Origin of the sequence: Streptomyces spongiae (genome assembly GCF_009377185.1) — a bacterium.
Lineage (GTDB): Bacteria > Actinomycetota > Actinomycetes > Streptomycetales > Streptomycetaceae > Streptomyces > Streptomyces spongiae.
The window spans coordinates 15,872-33,125 of sequence record NZ_VJZC01000048.1; the positions used below are offsets into that span (position 1 = coordinate 15,872).

The window sequence follows — 17,254 nt, forward strand, 5'->3', positions numbered from 1 at the left end:
CCAGATCTACGTCCCCTGGATCAACTGGCTGCTCATGGTCTCGGTCCCACCCTGGTCTTCGCCTTCCGCACCTCCGCGGCGCTGGCCTTCGCGTTCGGCATGGCGGTCACCGGCACCATCACCATCACCACCCTTCTGTTCTTCTACGTCGCCCGCGCGAAGTGGGGAACGCCCGTGTGGCTGCTCGCCATCGGCGCGACCGTGCTGCTCCTGGTGGACCTGCTGTTCGTGGCCGCCAACCTGACCAAGCTCGTCCACGGCGCGTGGCTGCCGCTGCTCATCGGCCTCACCGCGTTCACCGTCATGACGACCTGGCAACGCGGCCGCGAGATCGTCACCGCGGAACGAGCGCGCGAGGAAGGCCCGCTGCCCGAGTTCATCGCCGACCTCCGCCGCTCCGAGGAGGGGCGGACGCTCCGGGTGCCCGGCACGGCGGTCTTCCTCAACCGGGGCAAGCAGAGCGCCCCGCTGGCCATGCGGGCCAACGTCGAGCACAACCATGTGCGGCACGACCAGGTCGTGATCCTGTCCATCGAGACCGAGCCCGTGCCCCGCGTCCCCGCCGGCCGAAAAGTCGTCGTCGACGACCTCGGCTATGCCGACGACGGGATCATCCACGTCACCGCCCGGTTCCGCTACATGGAGACACCGGACGTACCCGGCGCCCTGGCGATGCTCGACCCGGCCCAAACCGAAGGCTCGCTGCGGCTCGACCAGGCGTCCTACTACCTGTCGAAGATCGAACTCCGCCGCGGAAAGGCACGGACGATGGCCCCCTGGCGCAAGCGGCTGTTCGTCGCCACCTCCTACATCACGGCGGACGCCGCCGAGTACTTCAGCCTGCCCAGGGACCGTACGGTCATCATGGGCTCACATATCGAGGTGTAGCCCGGCCGCTCAGGAAGCCTCCGCGGGCTGGGCGTCGGCGGACGAGGGAGCGTCGGGCTGTGGCATCGGACGTGCCGGTGCCGTCGGCAGGCTGAGGACCATGGTGAGGCCGCCTCCTGGGGTGTCCTCGGCGGCGAGGGTGCCGCCCATGGCGTCGGTGAAGCCGCGGGCGACGGCGAGGCCCAGGCCGACGCCGGCGCCGCGCGGGGCGTCGCCGTAGCGCTGGAAGGGTTCGAAGATGCGGTCCTTGGCTACGTCGGGGACGCCGGGGCCGCGGTCCACCACGCGGAGTTCCACGCGATCGGCGATGACACTCGCCGACACGAGCACCGGCGTGCCCTCGGGGTGGTACTTCACCGCGTTCTCCACGACGTTGGCGACCGCCCGCTCCAGCAGTCCCTTGTCCACGGCGACCATCGGCAGGGTCTCGGGAACATCCAGCTCCACGCTGTCCTCCGGCACCCCGACGAGCGCCATCGGCACCACCTCGTCGAGGTCGATCTCGCGGATCAGCGGGGTGACCGTGCCGGTCTGGAGGCGGGACATGTCGAGGAGGTTGCCCACCAGGTTGTCGAGGCGGTCGGCGCCCTCCTCGATCGCGGCCAGGAGTTCGGCCTGGTCCTCCTCGGACCACTCCACGTCGGCCGACCGCAGCGAGGAGACGGACACCTTGATTCCGGCGAGCGGGGTGCGCAGGTCGTGGCTGACGGCGGCCAGCAGGGCCGTGCGGATGCGGTTGCCCTCGGCCAGTTCCTTGGCCTGGTCCGCCTCGTGCTTGAGCCGTCGGCGGTCCAGGACCACGGCGGCCTGCGCGGCGAACGCGGCCAGCACCCGGCGGTCCTCGGCCGGCAGCACCCGGCCGGTCAGCGCGAGCGCCATGTGATCCCCGGCCGGTACGTCGACGTCCGCGTCCTCGGGCGAGAGGCAGGGGCGCGGGCCGACACTGCCCGCGCACGTCCAGGGGTCGACGTCGCTCTGCCGTTCCAGCAGGGCGACGGACTCCATGTTGAAGGTCTCACGGACCTGCTCCAGCAGCGCTTCCAGGCTGGTCTCGCCGCGCAGCACGCTCCCGGCGAGGAAGGAGAGGATCTCGGACTCGGCGCGCAGCCGGGCCGCCTGCTGGGTGCGGCGGGCCGCGAGGTCCACCACGGACGCCACCGACACCGCGACACCGACGAAGACCACGATGGCGACGAGGTTCCGGGGGTCGGCGATCGCCAGCCGGTGCAGGGGCGGGGTGAAGTAGTAGTTCAGCAGCAGGGAGCCGAACGCCGCCGAGGCGAGGGCCGGGTACAGGCCGCCCAGCAGCGCGGCCGCCACGGTCAGCGCCAGGAACAGCAGCATGTCGTTGGCGAGACCGAGGTCCGCGTCGGTGTTGGTGAGGAGCAGGGTGAGGAGGGCCGGGCCGAGCACGCCCACGAGCCAGCCGGCGATGATCCGCGTGCGGCCGAGCCGTGTTCCCCGGGCGAGGGGCAGTCCGCGTCCCTTGCCGGCCTCGTCGTGGGTGATCAGGTGGACGTCCAGGTCGGGCCCGGAGTCCCGGGCGACCGTCGCGCCGACGCCCGGGCCGAAGACGTACTGCCACCCCTTGCGCCGTGAGACGCCGAGCACGATCTGGGTGGCGTTGACCCCGCGCGCGAAGTCCAGCAGCGCCACCGGGACGTCCTCGCCGACGACGTGGTGGAAGGTGCCGCCGAGGTCCTCCACCAGGGTGCGCTGCACCGCCAGCTCCTTCGGCGACGCGGACGTCAGGCCGTCGCTGCGGGAGATGTAGACGGCCAGTACCTCGCCGCCGGCGCCCTTCTCCGCGAGCCGGGCGGCCCGGCGGATGAGCGTGCGGCCCTCGGGCCCACCGGTCAGCCCGACGACGATCCGTTCGCGCGAGCCCCAGATCGCCGACACCTGGTGCTCGCTGCGGTACTCGGTCAGGTACTCGTCGACGCGGTCGGCCACCCACAGCAGCGCCAGCTCGCGCAGGGCCGTGAGGTTGCCGGGGCGGAAGTAGTTCGACAGGGCCGCGTCGACCTTGTCCGGCTTGTAGATGTTGCCGTGCGCCATACGGCGCCGCAGGGCCTGCGGTGACATGTCGACCAGTTCCACCTGGTCCGCGCGACGCACCACCTCGTCCGGAACGGTCTCCCGCTGCCGTACGCCCGTGATCGACTCGACGACGTCACCGAGGGATTCCAGATGCTGGATGTTGACGGTCGATATGACGTCTATCCCGGCCGCGAGCAGTTCCTCGACGTCCTGCCAGCGCTTGTCGTTGCGGGAACCGGGGACGTTCGTGTGCGCGAGCTCGTCCACGAGGGCCACCTGGGGGCGCCGGGCCAGGACCACGTCCACGTCCATCTCGGTGAAGACGCCGCCCCGGTACTCCAGCTCCCGGCGCGGGATCTCGTCCAGGCCGTGCAGCATCACCTCGGTGCGCGGCCGGTGGTGGTGCTCCACGAAGGCGACCACACAGTCCGTGCCGCGCTCGACGCGGCGGTGGGCCTCCGACAGCATGGCGTAGGTCTTGCCGACGCCCGGTGCCGCACCGAGGTAGATCCGGAGCGTGCCGCGTGCCATGGTTCTCGTCTCTGCTCTGCGGTCGTGGGCGGTCGTGGCGGTCGTAGGCGGTTGGAAAGTCGGGGCGGGGGGGTCAGCGCTCGAAGCGATACCCCATGCCCGGCTCGGTGATCAGGTAGCGCGGGTGGGAGGGGTCGGCCTCCAGTTTGCGGCGCAGCTGGGCCATGTAGACCCGCAGGTAGTTGGTCTTGTTGCTCACCGACACGCCCCACACCTCCTGCAGGAGGTGCTTCTGGGTGACCAGGCGCCCGGGGTTGGTGACCAGGATCTCCAGCAGGTGCCACTCCGTGGGCGTCAGCCGCACGTCGTGCCCGGCGCGGCGGACCTTCTTGGCGAGCAGGTCGATGGTGAAGCCGTCCGTCTCGACCAGGGTCGTCTCGGGCGCGAGCGGCATGTCCTCGGTGCGTCGGACGGCGGCCCGCAGACGGGCCAGGAGTTCTTCCATGCTGAACGGCTTGGTGATGTAGTCGTCCGCGCCCGCGTCGAGCGCCGCCACCTTCTCGTCGGAGGCGCGGCGCGCGGAGAGCACGAGGACGGGTACGCGGGTCCAGCCGCGCAGGGCCTTGATGACGTCGACGCCGTCCATGTCGGGCAGTCCGAGGTCGAGCATCACCACGTCGGGCGGGCCGGCGGCGGCGAGGCGGAGCGCGGTGGCACCGTCGGGGGCCGCGTCCACGCCGTACTGGCGGGCCTGGAGGTTGATCACGAGGGCCTTGGCGAGCTGGGGGTCGTCTTCCACGACCAGCACCCTGGTCATCGGTGTGCACCTTTTCCTGTCGTGGGGCCGAAGGGAGAACCACCGGTTTCATGGCGGCGGGAGCCGGCGGGCCCGGAGTGGGTTCCAGGTCCGCCGGCTCCCGGTGGTGTCGTCACGACATCAGCTCTTCGCCGCGAGGTCCTTGAGCGCGATGTTGAGTTCGAGGACGTTCACCCGGGGCTCGCCGATGAAGCCGGCGGTGCGGCCCTCGGTGTGGTCGTCGACGAGCTTCTGCACCTGGTCGACGGCCAGACCGTTCTTCTCCGCCACCCGATGGACCTGGATGTCGGCGTACTCCGGGGAGATGTCCGGGTCCAGGCCGGAGCCGGAGGAGGTGACCGCGTCGGCGGGCACGTCCTTGACCGTGTAGCCGTTCACCGAGTTGTCCTTGATGACGGCGGCCTTGGCGTCCTTCACCCACTGGATGAGCTCTTTGTTGTCGGCGGACCGGTTGGTGGCGCCGGACAGGATGAGCTTGTACTGGGTGTTGACGCTGTTGCTGCCGAGACCGTTCTGCGGGCGGCCCTGGAACCACTTCAGGTCCGGGTCGGGGGTCTCCTGGCCCTTCTTCAGCGGCAGGTTGAACGACTGCCCGATCAGCGAGGAGCCGACGACCTTGCCGTCCACCTTGATCTCCGAGCCGTTCGCCTTGTCGTTGAAGAGCGCCTGGGCGACGCCGGTGATCACCAGTGGGTAGATGACGCCGGTGACCAGGGTGAGCACGAGCAGGGCGCGCAGGCCCGCGCCGAGCAACCGGGCGGTGTTCGTAAGGGAGTTGTTCATGTCCTTCAACCGACCCCGGGGATCAGAGAGATGAGTACGTCGATGATCTTGATGCCGATGAAGGGGGCGATCAGCCCGCCGACGCCGTAGATCGCGAGGTTGCGGCGGAGCATCTTGTCCGCGCTGACCGGCCGGTACTGCACACCGCGCAGGGCGAGCGGCACCAGCGCGATGATGATCAGCGCGTTGAAGATCACGGCGGACAGGATCGCGGAGTCCGGCGAGGACAGCTGCATGATGTTCAGCTTGTCCAGGCCGGGGTGGACCGCGGCGAACAGCGCCGGGATGATCGCGAAGTACTTCGCGACGTCGTTGGCGATCGAGAACGTCGTGAGCGCGCCCCGGGTGATGAGGAGTTGCTTGCCGATCTCGACGATCTCGATGAGCTTCGTCGGGTTGGAGTCCAGGTCCACCATGTTCCCGGCCTCCTTGGCGGCCGAGGTGCCGGTGTTCATGGCGACGCCGACGTCCGCCTGGGCGAGGGCCGGTGCGTCGTTCGTGCCGTCACCGGTCATGGCGACCAGCTTGCCGCCCGCCTGCTCGCGCTTGATGAGCGCCATCTTGTCCTCGGGTGTGGCCTCCGCGAGGAAGTCGTCGACGCCCGCCTCCTCGGCGATCGCCTTCGCGGTCAGCGGGTTGTCACCCGTGATCATGACGGTCTTGATGCCCATGCGGCGCAGTTCGTCGAACCGCTCCCGCATGCCGTCCTTGACGACGTCCTTGAGGTGGATCACGCCCAGTACGCGCGCCCCGTCGGCGTCCTCGACGGCCACGAGCAGGGGTGTGCCGCCGGCCTCGGAGATCCTGTTCGTCAGCTCGGAAGCGTCCCGGGCGACTTCGCCGCCCTGTTCCTGGACCCAGGCGATGACGGAACCGGCCGCGCCCTTGCGGATCTTGCGCCCGTCCACGTCCACGCCCGACATGCGGGTCTGGGCGGTGAAGGCGATCCACTCGGCACCGGTCAGTTCGCCCTGGTGCCGCTCGCGCAGCCCGTACTTCTCCTTGGCCAGGACGACGACGGAACGGCCTTCGGGCGTCTCGTCGGCCAGCGACGACAGCTGGGCCGCGTCGGCGACCTCGGCCTCGGGTGTCCCGTCCACCGGCACGAACTCGGCGGCCTGCCGGTTGCCGAGCGTGATGGTGCCTGTCTTGTCGAGCAGCAGGGTGGAGACGTCACCGGCCGCTTCGACGGCCCTTCCGGACATGGCGAGCACGTTGCGCTGCACCAGCCGGTCCATGCCCGCGATACCGATCGCGGACAGCAGCGCGCCGATGGTGGTGGGGATCAGGCACACCAGCAGGGCCACCAGCACGACCATCGTCAGGTGAGTGCCCGCGTAGTCCGCGAACGGCGGCAGGGTCGCCACCGCGAGCAGGAACACGATGGTCAGCGAGGCGAGCAGGATGTTCAGCGCGATCTCGTTCGGCGTCTTCTGCCGGGCCGCGCCCTCGACCAGGCTGATCATCCGGTCGATGAAGGTCTCCCCCGGCTTCGTCGTGATCCTGATGACGATCCGGTCGGAGAGCACCTTCGTCCCGCCCGTCACCGCGGACCGGTCACCGCCGGACTCGCGGATGACGGGCGCCGACTCACCGGTGATGGCGGACTCGTCGACGCTCGCGACGCCCGCGACGACGTCACCGTCGCCGGGGATGATGTCGCCGGCCTCGCACACGACGAGGTCGCCGACGCGCAGCTCGGTACCGGGGACCTGCTCCTCGCGGTCGTCCACGAGGCGGCGGGCGACGGTGTCGGTCTTGGCCTTGCGCAGGGTGTCGGCCTGCGCCTTGCCGCGGCCCTCGGCGACCGCTTCGGCCAGGTTGGCGAAGATGACGGTCAGCCAGAGCCAGGCGCTGATGGCCCATCCGAACCAGTCGCCCGGGTCCTTGAACGAGAAGACGGTCGTCAGGACCGACCCGACGAGGACCACGAACATCACGGGCGCCTTGACCATCACCCGCGGGTCGAGCTTGCGGAAGGCGTCCGGCAGCGACTTCACGAGTTGCTTGGGGTCGAACAGACCCGCGCCGACGCGTCCTTCGTCCTTGTGGCCGGTCGGCACATCGCTGTGCGGCGCCCGGGTCGGAGTGGCTGTGGACATCGAGTCCTCTTGCTTCTCTGTGCGGGTGGTCATGACGCCAGCCCCTCGGCCAGCGGGCCCAGCGCCAGTGCCGGGAAGTACGTCAGACCGGTGATGATCAGGATCGCGCCCACCAGCAGACCGGTGAACAGCGGCTTCTCCGTCCGCAGGGTGCCCGCGGTGACCGGAACCGGCTTCTGTTCGGCCAGGGACCCGGCCAGAGCGAGCACGAACACCATCGGCACGAACCGGCCCAGCAGCATGGCGATCCCGAGGGTGGTGTTGAACCACTGGGTGTCGGCGTTCAGCCCGGCGAAGGCCGAACCGTTGTTGTTGGCGGCCGAGGTGTAGGCGTACAGGATCTCGCCGAACCCGTGCGCACCGGAGTTCGTCATCGAGTTGCCCGGAGTGGGCAGGGCCATCGCGGCCGCGGCCAGCACGAGCACCAGCGCGGGCGTGATCAGGATGTAGCAGGCCGCCAGCTTGATCTCGCGGGTGCCGATCTTCTTGCCCAGGTACTCGGGCGTACGGCCGACCATCAGCCCGGCGATGAACACCGCGATGACCGCCATGATCAGCATGCCGTACAGGCCGGAGCCGGTACCACCGGGCGCGATCTCGCCCAGCATCATGCTCAGCATCGTGATGCCGCCGCCGAGACCGGTGAACGAGGAGTGGAAGGAGTCCACCGCGCCCGTGGAGGTCAGCGTGGTCGACACCGCGAAGATCGACGACGAGCCGACGCCGAAGCGCACCTCCTTGCCCTCCATGGCACCGCCCGCGATCTGCAAGGCGGGCCCGTGGTGGGCGAACTCGGTCCACATCATCAGGGCGACGAAGCCGACCCAGATGGTGGCCATCGTGGCGAGGATCGCGTACCCCTGCTTCACGCTGCCGACCATGACGCCGAACGTGCGGGTCAGCGAGAACGGGATCACCAGTAGCAGGAAGATCTCGAACAGGTTGGTGAACGGGGTGGGGTTCTCGAACGGGTGGGCGCTGTTGGCGTTGAAGTAGCCACCGCCGTTGGTGCCGAACTCCTTGATGGCCTCCTGGGAGGCGACCGCGCCGCCGTTCCACTGCTGGGAGCCGCCCATGCTGTGCCCATTGAAGAATTGACCGACCTCGTGGATCCCGGAGAAGTTCTGGATCACGCCACAGGCCACCAGCACGATCGCGGCGATCGCGGCGCCCGGCAGCAGGATGCGGGTCACGCCGCGCACCAGGTCGGACCAGAAGTTGCCCAGCTCACCGGTACGGGAGCGGGCGAAGCCCCGTACGAGGGCGACGGCGACCGCGATACCGACGGCCGCCGAGACGAAGTTCTGCACGGCCAGCCCGGCGGTCTGCACGACGTGGCCCATGGCCTGCTCGCCGTAGTACGACTGCCAGTTGGTGTTCGTCACGAAGGACACGGCCGTGTTGAACGCCTGGTCCGGGTCGATGGCGGAGAAGCCCAGCGAGCCGGGCAGCACACCCTGCAGGCGCTGCAGCAGGTACAGGAAGACCACGCCGACGGCCGAGAAGGCGAGGACGCCGCGCAGGTAGGCGGGCCAGCGCATCTCGGTGTCGGGGTTGGCACCGATGCCCTTGTAGATCCACTTCTCCACACGCCAGTGCCTGTCGGTGGAGTAGACCTTGGCCATGTAGTTGCCGAGCGGTACGTAGGCGAGCGCGAGCGCCGCGATCAACGCGAGCAGCTGGAGCACACCGGCAAGAACGGGACCCATGTAGCTACCTCAGAACCTCTCCGGGAAGACGAGGGCGAGGACGAGGTAGCCCAGGAGGGCGACGGCCACGACCAGTCCGACGATGTTCTCGGCGGTCACAGCTTCGCCACCCCCTTGGCAACGAGAGCCACGAGCGCGAACAACGCCACCGTGGTGACAACGAAGGCCAGATCGGCCATCGCAAGCTCCTAGAAGAGGTTCGAGAAGAGCAACTGACGGATAGAGGAAACCCCCTCCACCGGCCGGAATCGAGCGCTCTTGATGGCTCCCTAACGGCAGTGCTCACGCCTTTGACACAGCCCTGACGCCGCCCCCTCGGGTGCCGGAAACGCCTGACGGCCACGTGCGGGGGCCACCCGCTCCGCGAACGGCAGGGAGACCACCATGGTCAGGCCCCCGCCCGGGGGTGTCCTCGGGGCGGAGCGTGCCGTCCATGGCCTCGGTCAGGCCGCGGGAGAGGGCGAGCCCCAGACCGAGACCGGTGCTGTTGTCGGTGTCGCCGAGGCGCTGGAAGGGCTCGAAGAGACGCTCACGGTCCGTGAGAGGAAGACCCGGTCCCGTGGGAGGAAGACCCGGTCCGCGGTCGACGACGCGGAGGTCGACGAGGCCTGCGAGGGCGCCGGCGGTCACCAGAACCTTCCGGTCGGCGGGGGTGCGGCGTGCGGCGTTGGCGACGAGGTTGGCGATCACTCGTTCCCGCAGTGGCGGGTCGGCCAGGACGGCCGGGATCACCTCCAGGTCGCCGACCTCGATCGTGGCCGCTCCTGGGGTCAGTGAGTCCAGCGCGGCGGGAACGACCTCTTCCAGGGGGGTGGACCGCAGATCGAGGGTGAGCGCGCCGGCCTGGAGGCGGCTGAGGTCGAGGAGGTTCTCCGCCAGGCGGTTCAGCTTCGCCATGGACTCGTCGGCGGTGGCGAGGAGTTCGTCGCGGTCCTCGGCGGAGAACTGCACGTCGCGGCTGCGCAGGGAGGTGACGGCGGCCCAGCCCGCGGCGAGCGGGGTGCGCATCTTGACGAGGCTTGGGTCCTGCCCGGCGTCCCGCGCTGCCGTGCGGTGCCGGGGCCCCGGCACCGCACGGCTCGTCAGGCAGCCGCCGCGGCGAGCGGACGGGCGTCTTCCGCCTGGTCCAGTGACTCGATCAGTGAGCAGCGCGCGCGGGCCACCCGGGAGCGGACCGTGCCCACGGGGCACCCGATCACACACGCGGCCTCCGCGTAGGGCAGGCCCAGCAGTTGGGTCAGCACGAACGCCTCACGACGGTCGTCGGGCAGCTCGGCCAGCAGTTCCGCGAGCGCGACGCCGTCGTCGAAGCCCGGCAGGCCGCGCGGCTGGACGCGTTCGGCCGCCGACTGCCAGTCGTCGGTGTCCGACAGGCGGGGCCGGGCGGCGGCGTACCGGATGCTGTCGATCACGGCGCGACGGGCGATGGACAGCAGCCAACTGCGCGCCGAGGAGCGGCCTTCGAAGCGGTGCAGGCTGCCGAGGGCCCGCAGGAAGGTGTCCTGGGTCAGGTCGTCGGCGGACTGCGGGTCGGCGCCGAGGTAGGTGACGTAGCGGCTGACGTCCCGGTGCAGGGCGCGGACGAACTTCTCGACGGCGTCGGCGTCGCCGCCGCGCGCGGCGAGCGCCCACGCGGTTATCGACTCGTCGTGCGACGGGGGCAGGGCGGTCGGCAGGGCAGGAGTGAACACCTGGTGTCCTTCTCGGGGTCCGGGAACGGACCGGCGCGAGGGCGCACGGCGGTTCCGGTGACTGATGACGTACGGCCGCACGGGCACACAGGTGCGCACGGCCGATGCCCGAGGCGAGGCGCGGGTGTCGGTGACACCCCGGGAGACGCTTCGGGGAACCGGCTGTCCTCAGAGGACAGCGGTCCCGGCGGGTGGACCCCGAGAAGTGATGGCGTGGACGAGAAGGAGCTGCCGCAGCGCGCGCACCGCACCGTCACGGCGAGCGCGGAGACGCGGCCGGTGCGGCGGCGCCGGCACCCGGAGCAGCAGACGCAGGGGCGCGACGAGCCAGCCGGCGAGAAGCCGCAGGATACGGAAGGCGGCACGCTCGCCATGGGCCAGCCACAGGCCGCACACCAGGGCGGCGACCAGGTGAGCCAGGAGCATGCCCGTCGAGGACATGCCCTCCATGACATGCCCCGTGGATTCCATCGAACCCATGCCGCCCGCGCCGTCCATGCCGCTCATGTCATGGCTCATGGGGTGCGCGGTCATCGCCGTGCCGTCGGAGTGCGAGCCACCCCGCGGTGACGAGCACAGCAGGTAGGCGAGCCAACGCTGGGCGAGGGGCGTCCCGTCGGCCGGTTCCGGCCGCACGACCGCCTGCGCCAGGGAGAACGACGCGTGGAGGGCCGCCTGGGTGGCGACCACGAGGGAGCCGACCGCGAGGAGCCCGCGTTCGCGGCCGGCCAGACACCAGGCCATCGCGCCCGTCACCACGGCTCCGGCGACCAGCGCCCACCAGGGCACCTCGACACCGGAGGTCAGCGCGTGCCCCTGCACGGCGAACAGCACGCAGACGGCCGCGAACATCGCAGCCCTCAGCGCGCGTGAACACCGTCCAGCAGTCATAGCGGCTCATCCTTGCATCCGCGTCTGTGACGTCACACCTCGATACGGAAATCCACAGGCTGCACCACTCAATCCCATACATGTGATCCACACCACAGTAACGTGCCGGAAATCGAAGGAGGTTCGGGACAAGCCGATCGCCAACTCGCCGGGAACCAGAGCGGGCCGGCAGCCGACCACTGCAGCACAACCCCCACACGATCCCGAGGTGGCAGCCGGATGCATTGGTACGAGGACGACGGATTCTGGTCGGACTTCTCCGAGACCATGTTCTCCGAGCGCAGACGCGCGGAGACGGCGGACGTGGTCGCGACCTCGCCGTTGCTCCGGTTCCCGGCCGACAGCCGTGTGCTGGACCTCTGTTGCGGGCCCGGCCTGTATCTGGTGCCGCTGGCCCGTCGGGGCTACTCGGTGACCGGAGTGGATCTCAGCCCGGTGATGCTGAAGCGCGCCGAGGTCGCGGTCCAGGAGGCCGGGGTCGAAGTCCGGCTGGTGCAGGCGGACATGCTGACGCACGTCGAGCCGGAGTCGTACGACGTGGTGCTCAACGTCTTCACGTCGTTCGGCTACTTCGACGAGGCGGCCGACAACGAGCGGGTGCTGCGCAACGCCCACGACTCGCTCGTACCGGGAGGACACCTGCTCATCGACGTGATGGGCAAGGAGGTCCTCGCGGGCTGGATCGGCCGGCCCCAGCTCGTCGAGCTCGACGGCGGCGCGTACGTGGTGCAGCGCGACACCGTCCTGGACAGCTGGACGCGGCTGCGCACCGACTGGACGCTGGTGCGCGACTCGGTGGCGCGGGAGGCGTCGATCACCTCCTTCCTCTACAGCGCGGCCGAGCTGCGCGCGCTCTTCGAGGCGGCCGGCTTCACCGATGTGCGGTGCTACGGCGGCTTCGACGGTTCCCCGTACGACCACCACGCACAGCGGCTGATCGTGCGCGGAACCCGGCCCGGACAAGCGGCAGACGCACGGGAACTCTGAACCGCCCTCCTCCGACTACTGGTTCAGCGAGCGGCCGTTCGTGGCCGGCTCGCATCAACTTCCCTACAACTGCCTTCCAAATAAAGGGACTTCATGGCTGTCTCCTTACCGGAGGAAACACAGCTGGAACCGGAGGGCCGCCCCGCGGGGCGCGGCAGGCCGGCGGCCACGCTGGTGGCGCTCTCCATGACGCTGGTGGTCTCCGTCCTGGCCGGTGTCGCGCTGGGGCCGACCGTCGTACCGCCGGGTGACGTCGTGCGCTTCCTGTACGCGGCCCTCACCGGCGGCAGCATCGGGGCGGACGAGGTCACCGGGTACTCCATCGTCTGGCACGTGCGCACCCCGCGGGTGCTGCTCGCCGCGGTCGTCGGCGCCGGGCTCTCCGTCGTCGGTGTCGCCATCCAGGCGCTGGTGCGCAACGCCCTCGCGGATCCGTTCGTGCTGGGCATCTCCTCGGGCGCGTCCGTCGGGGCGACGGCCGTCGTGGTGTTCGGGGTCTTCGCGGGGCTGGGGGTCTTCGCCCTGTCGGCCGCCGCGTTCCTCGGCGCTCTCGGCGCGACGGTGCTGGTGTACCTGGCCGCGCGGGGGCCGATGGGGCTGACGCCGCTGCGGCTGGTGCTGACCGGGGTGGCGCTGGCGTACGGGTTCCAGGCGCTGATGAGCGTCCTGGTCTTCCTCGCGCCGAACGGGCAGGCCGCACGGACGGTGCTGTTCTGGCTGCTGGGCAGCCTCGGGTCGGCGTCCTGGGAGTCGCTTCCGCTGGTGACGGCGGCGGTCCTGGTCGCGATCGTGGTGCTGCTGCGGCAGAGCCGGTCGCTGGACGTGCTGTCGCTGGGGGACGAGACCGCGTCCAGTCTGGGCGTGGACGCGGACGCGCTGCGGCGTGGACTGTTCGTGCTCACCGCCGCCGTCACCGGGCTGATCGTGGCGGTCAGCGGCGCGATCGGTTTCGTCGGGCTGGTCCTGCCCCATGTGGTGCGGATCTGGGTCGGCTCCACGCACCGGCGGGTTCTCGCCGTCGCACCCCTGGCCGGGGGCTGCTTCATGGTCTGGGTGGATCTGGTGGCCCGTACCGCCTTCGCGCCCGAGGAACTGCCCCTCGGTGTGATCACCGCGCTGATCGGGGTGCCCGTGTTCGTGGTGCTGATGCGGCGCCGCGGCTATCTCTTCGGGGGCCGGTAGATGGCCGGCACCGTCCTCTCCCTGTGCGAGCTGTCGGTCGAGGCCGCCGGTCGCACGCTCGTCGACCGGCTCAGCATCGACGTGGCCGCGCGTCGGATCGTCGGACTCGTCGGTCCCAACGGCAGCGGCAAGTCGACCGCGCTCCGGTGCGTGTACCGGGCGCTGAAGCCCACCTCCGGGGCCGTCCTGCTCGACGGCACCGACCTGACCTCGCTGAAACTGCGCGACAGCGCCCGCGCCGTCGCCGCCCTGACCCAGGAGAGCCACACCGAACTCGACTTCACCGTCGAGGAGGTGGTGGCCCTGGGCCGCACCCCGCACGCCCGCGGCAACCACCCCCTGACCGACCGCGAGCACGCGTTGTGCCGGCAGGCCATGGACCGGCTGGACGTCACCCACCTCGCGCACCGCAGCGTGCTGACCCTCTCCGGAGGGGAGCGCCAGCGCGTCCTCGTCGCGCGTGCCCTCGTCCAGGAGCCCCGCGTCCTGGTCCTCGACGAGCCCACCAACCACCTCGACGTACGACACCAGGTCGAGCTGCTGTCCTTCCTGCGCGGGTCCGGACTGACCGTGCTGACAGCCCTGCACGACCTCAACCTGGCCGCCCAGGTCTGCGACCACATCGCCGTCCTCAGCTCCGGCTCCCTGGTCTCCTCCGGCTCCCCCGCGGAGGTCCTGACCCCCGAACTGGTCCGCAAGGTGTTCGGCGTCGACGCCACCGTCGTGCGCCACCCGCGCACCGGGACGCCCCAGCTGCTCTACGACCTCGCCCCGGCGCCCACCGGCACGCCCGCACCCGCCGACGCTCACTTGGAAGGACCACACTCGTGATCAGACCACCGCTCCCCCGCGCCCTGGCCGCCGGGCTGCTCGCCACCGGGCTCCCGCTGACCACCGGCTGCGGCGCCGACGTCGAGCCCGCGGCGGACAGCGCGTCCGACACCACGGTCACCGTCTCCAACTGCGGCAAGGACATCACGTACCAGCGCCCGAAGCGCCCGGTGGCCTACGACGTCAGCGGCGCCGAGAAGATGTTCGCCCTCGGGCTGGCCGACCGGATGCGCGGCTACGTCATGAACAAGCTCGGCGACCCCTCCATCAAGGGCTCGCCCTGGAAGGAGGACTACACCGAGGTCGAACGGCTCGGCACCGAGCGCATCACCCGGGAGATCGTCGTCGACGCCGAGGCCGACTGGGTACTGGCCGGCTGGAACTCCGGCTTCAGCGAGGAACGCGGCATCACCCCCGCCCTGCTCGACAAGGTCGGCGTCTCCAGCTACCTGCACACCGAGACCTGCTGGGACTACGGCACCAAGAGCGTCGACGTGACGCCCCTGGAGGCGCTCTACACCGACCTCGACAACCTCGGCCGGATCTTCGGCGTCGAGAAGCGGGCCGACAAGCTCGTCACCGACCTCAAGGACCGTGTCACCGCGCTGAAGAAGACCTGGCCCGACCAGGGTGACCCGGCCAAGGTGTTCGTCTACGACTCCGGCACCGACCAGCCGTTCACCGCCGGCCGCCACGCCGCACCGAACGACATCATCAGCGCGGCCGGCGGAACGAACGTCTTCAACGACCTGGACAAGGGCTGGACGACGGTCGGCTGGGAGCCGGTCATCAAGGCCAAGCCCGAGGTCATCGTGATCGTCGACTACGCCGACCAGCCCGCCAAGGAGAAGATCGCCTACCTCAGGTCGATGGCGGGCCTGAAGTCGGTCCCGGCGGTGAAGAACAACCGCTTCTTCGTGATGTCCTACGGCGACGCCGTCAGCGGCCCCCGCAACGTCACGGGCGCCGAGGACCTGGGCCGCTACCTGCGCTCGGTCGGGCGGTGACCGTGACGGTGACGCCCACACGTGCCGCCCCCGCTCCCACGGCGGCACCGGTCCATGAGCACATAACCGACGCGATCAAGGCCCCCGACCTGCTGCGCCTGTCCGACAACGTCGTGCTCGCCCGCTTCGAGACCCTCAAGGTCTACGCCGCCCTCGGCGCGGTCCGCACCCTGCTGGAGCGCGGGACGGTGAAACCGGGCCAGACCCTCGTGGACAGCTCCAGCGGCATCTACGCACTGGCCCTGGCCATGGCCTGCCACCGCTACGGCCTCCGCTGCCACATCGTCGCCTCCACCACCGTCGACGCCACGATGCGCGCCCAGCTGGAGATCCTCGGCGCCACCGTGGACCAGATGCCGCCCTCGAAGAATCTGCGGCTCGACCAGGAAGGGCGGGTCCGGCGGGTCCGGCACCTGCTCGCGGAGCGACCCGACATGCACTGGATGCGCCAGTACCACGACACCATCCACTACACCGGCTACCGGGAGTTCGCCGACCTGGTCGATCACGCGCTGCCGGACGCGCCGCTGACCGTGGTGGGCTCCGTGGGCACCGGCTCCTCCAGCGGCGGCCTCGTCCAGCCACTGCGCGGGCGCGGTCGCTCGGTCCGGCTGCTGGGGGTGCAGCCCTTCGGCAGCGTCACCTTCGGCAGCGAGGGCTTCAGCGACCCCGAGGCGATCATCGCCGGCATCGGCAGCTCGATCCCGTTCGACAACGTCCGCCACGACCTCTACGACACCCTCCACTGGCTCGACTTCCGCCACGCCATGGCCGGTGCCGTCGGCCTGCTGCGGGAACACGCCGTGTTCGCCGGCCTGTCCACCGGCGCCGCCCACCTCGTCGCGCGCTGGGAGGCCGCCCGCGCCCCCGACCGTATGCACCTGGTCATCGGCGCCGACACCGGACACCGCTACACCGAACGCGTCTTCGCCCGTCACCACGAGGCCCTCGACCCGCACTCCCTCAAGCCGCACCGGATCACCGCCCTCGCCGACCTCGCGCCGCCCTGGTCGGTACTGGAGTGGAAACGGCGGCGCTACGACGTACGCCAACCTGCGGCACCCGCCCAGGCGACAGCTCCGACGGCCCCGCCGACCGCACTGACCAAGGAGGACCAGGCATCGTGACGATCGCCGCCCTGGAGGCACTCACCTTCGGCCTGGGACGTCTGATCGAGGCGGCCGACAACGCCGGACACCGGCTCTGCCTGCTCACCGGCAACCGGGACGTCTACCGCCATGAACTGGCCCACCTCGATCCCACGGCACTCGACGTCATCGACCTCGACACCACCGACGAATCCGCCTGCGCCGCCGCCCTCGCCACCGTGCCCGACCTGCGCGGGCTCATCAACTCGACCGACACCTGGAGCGTCCCCGGCGCCGACCTCGCCGCCGAACTCGGCCTCCCCGGACCCGACCCGAACGCGGTCCGCCTCCTGCGGGACAAGAGCCGGGTACGCGATCTCCTCCACCAGACGGGCCTCAGCCGCGGCGGCGCCCTCACCGTCCCCGCCGACCCGTCCGCGGCCGACGACATCCTCCGCGAGATCGGCCTGCCCGCGGTCCTGAAGGACTCCGCGGGCACCTCCTCCCGCAACGTCTGGCCGGTACGCGACGAGCGGCAGCTGCACACCGCACTCGCTGACGCGGCCGAGCGCTCCTTCAACGGCCGGCTGTTCGCCGAGCCCTTCTTCTCCGGCCCCGTCTACAGCGCGGAAACCCTCAGCTGGGAGGGCGGGACGCGGCTCCTGGGCGTCCTCAGCCGCCAGATGTCCCCCGAGCCCTCCGTCCGCGAAGAGGCCGCGGCCTTCCCCGTCGCCCTCCCCGCCCCCGAACTCGACCTGATCGAGGAC

At 70.4% G+C, this 17,254-nt stretch carries 15 protein-coding genes and 1 pseudogene; 7 read left to right on the plus strand and 9 right to left on the minus strand.

Translation table 11 applies throughout. The annotated features are described in order from the left end of the window. Nucleotides 1-99 precede the first annotated feature (99 nt). Complete coding sequence (locus FNH08_RS53025) at nucleotides 100-888, plus strand: KUP/HAK/KT family potassium transporter (RefSeq protein WP_265579761.1); 789 nt, start codon at nucleotides 100-102, stop codon at nucleotides 886-888. Between the two features lie 9 nt (nucleotides 889-897). On the opposite strand, the gene FNH08_RS10340 is transcribed toward FNH08_RS53025, so the two are convergent. From FNH08_RS10340 to FNH08_RS10380, 9 genes are all read right to left on the minus strand, one after another. Further along, nucleotides 898-3,459: a sensor histidine kinase gene (locus FNH08_RS10340; protein WP_152771144.1), complete on the minus strand. Its 2,562-nt coding sequence runs from the start codon at nucleotides 3,457-3,459 to the stop codon at nucleotides 898-900. A 73-nt stretch (nucleotides 3,460-3,532) separates the two neighbouring features. Further along, nucleotides 3,533-4,216, minus strand: a complete 684-nt coding sequence (locus FNH08_RS10345) for a response regulator (RefSeq protein ID WP_152771145.1) — start codon at nucleotides 4,214-4,216, stop codon at nucleotides 3,533-3,535. A gap of 120 nt (nucleotides 4,217-4,336) precedes the next feature. Next, complete coding sequence (locus FNH08_RS10350; RefSeq protein ID WP_152771146.1) at nucleotides 4,337-4,999, minus strand: potassium-transporting ATPase subunit C; 663 nt, start codon at nucleotides 4,997-4,999, stop codon at nucleotides 4,337-4,339. A 5-nt stretch (nucleotides 5,000-5,004) separates the two neighbouring features. Further along, a complete protein-coding gene (kdpB, locus tag FNH08_RS10355; RefSeq protein ID WP_194238446.1) occupies nucleotides 5,005-7,134 on the minus strand; it encodes a potassium-transporting ATPase subunit KdpB in 2,130 nt (709 codons plus the stop codon). Beyond that, complete coding sequence (gene kdpA / locus FNH08_RS10360; RefSeq protein ID WP_152771147.1) at nucleotides 7,131-8,810, minus strand: potassium-transporting ATPase subunit KdpA; 1,680 nt, start codon at nucleotides 8,808-8,810, stop codon at nucleotides 7,131-7,133. Before kdpA ends, kdpB begins: the two co-directional genes overlap by 4 nt. 9 nt (nucleotides 8,811-8,819) lie before the next feature. Continuing rightward, complete coding sequence (kdpF, locus tag FNH08_RS10365; RefSeq protein ID WP_033264828.1) at nucleotides 8,820-8,909, minus strand: K(+)-transporting ATPase subunit F; 90 nt, start codon at nucleotides 8,907-8,909, stop codon at nucleotides 8,820-8,822. Nucleotides 8,910-9,092: 183 nt separating this feature from the next. Next, the gene (locus tag FNH08_RS10370; RefSeq protein WP_152771148.1) at nucleotides 9,093-9,818 is read right to left on the minus strand and encodes a sensor histidine kinase; all 726 of its coding nucleotides are present in this window, start codon (nucleotides 9,816-9,818) and stop codon (nucleotides 9,093-9,095) included. Between the two features lie 74 nt (nucleotides 9,819-9,892). Beyond that, entirely contained in the window at nucleotides 9,893-10,501 is a 609-nt protein-coding gene (locus FNH08_RS10375) for a sigma-70 family RNA polymerase sigma factor (RefSeq protein ID WP_322724165.1), read from the minus strand. A gap of 168 nt (nucleotides 10,502-10,669) precedes the next feature. Beyond that, nucleotides 10,670-11,392 carry a hypothetical protein gene (locus FNH08_RS10380; protein ID WP_194238447.1) on the minus strand — a complete coding sequence of 241 codons (723 nt, stop codon included), beginning with the start codon at nucleotides 11,390-11,392 and terminating at the stop codon, nucleotides 10,670-10,672. A 219-nt stretch (nucleotides 11,393-11,611) separates the two neighbouring features. Here FNH08_RS10380 and FNH08_RS10385 point away from each other — a divergent pair, with 219 nt between their 5' ends. The 6 genes and pseudogenes from FNH08_RS10385 to FNH08_RS10410 form a co-directional block, all read left to right on the plus strand. Next, nucleotides 11,612-12,379: a class I SAM-dependent methyltransferase gene (locus FNH08_RS10385; protein WP_152771149.1), complete on the plus strand. Its 768-nt coding sequence runs from the start codon at nucleotides 11,612-11,614 to the stop codon at nucleotides 12,377-12,379. A 93-nt stretch (nucleotides 12,380-12,472) separates the two neighbouring features. After that, nucleotides 12,473-13,561, plus strand: a complete 1,089-nt coding sequence (locus tag FNH08_RS10390) for a FecCD family ABC transporter permease (RefSeq protein WP_152771150.1) — start codon at nucleotides 12,473-12,475, stop codon at nucleotides 13,559-13,561. Further along, on the plus strand, nucleotides 13,562-14,392 hold the full coding sequence (locus tag FNH08_RS10395; RefSeq protein ID WP_152771151.1) for an ABC transporter ATP-binding protein: 831 nt from the start codon (nucleotides 13,562-13,564) through the stop codon (nucleotides 14,390-14,392). It abuts the gene before it with no gap. After that, a complete protein-coding gene (locus tag FNH08_RS10400; protein ID WP_322724166.1) occupies nucleotides 14,389-15,399 on the plus strand; it encodes an ABC transporter substrate-binding protein in 1,011 nt (336 codons plus the stop codon). Before FNH08_RS10395 ends, FNH08_RS10400 begins: the two co-directional genes overlap by 4 nt. An 8-nt stretch (nucleotides 15,400-15,407) precedes the next feature. Next, complete coding sequence (locus FNH08_RS10405) at nucleotides 15,408-16,526, plus strand: pyridoxal-phosphate dependent enzyme (RefSeq protein WP_322724167.1); 1,119 nt, start codon at nucleotides 15,408-15,410, stop codon at nucleotides 16,524-16,526. After that, nucleotides 16,523-17,254: pseudogene (locus FNH08_RS10410) on the plus strand (ATP-grasp domain-containing protein); the annotation flags it as partial. The gene FNH08_RS10405 and the pseudogene FNH08_RS10410, both read left to right, overlap by 4 nt.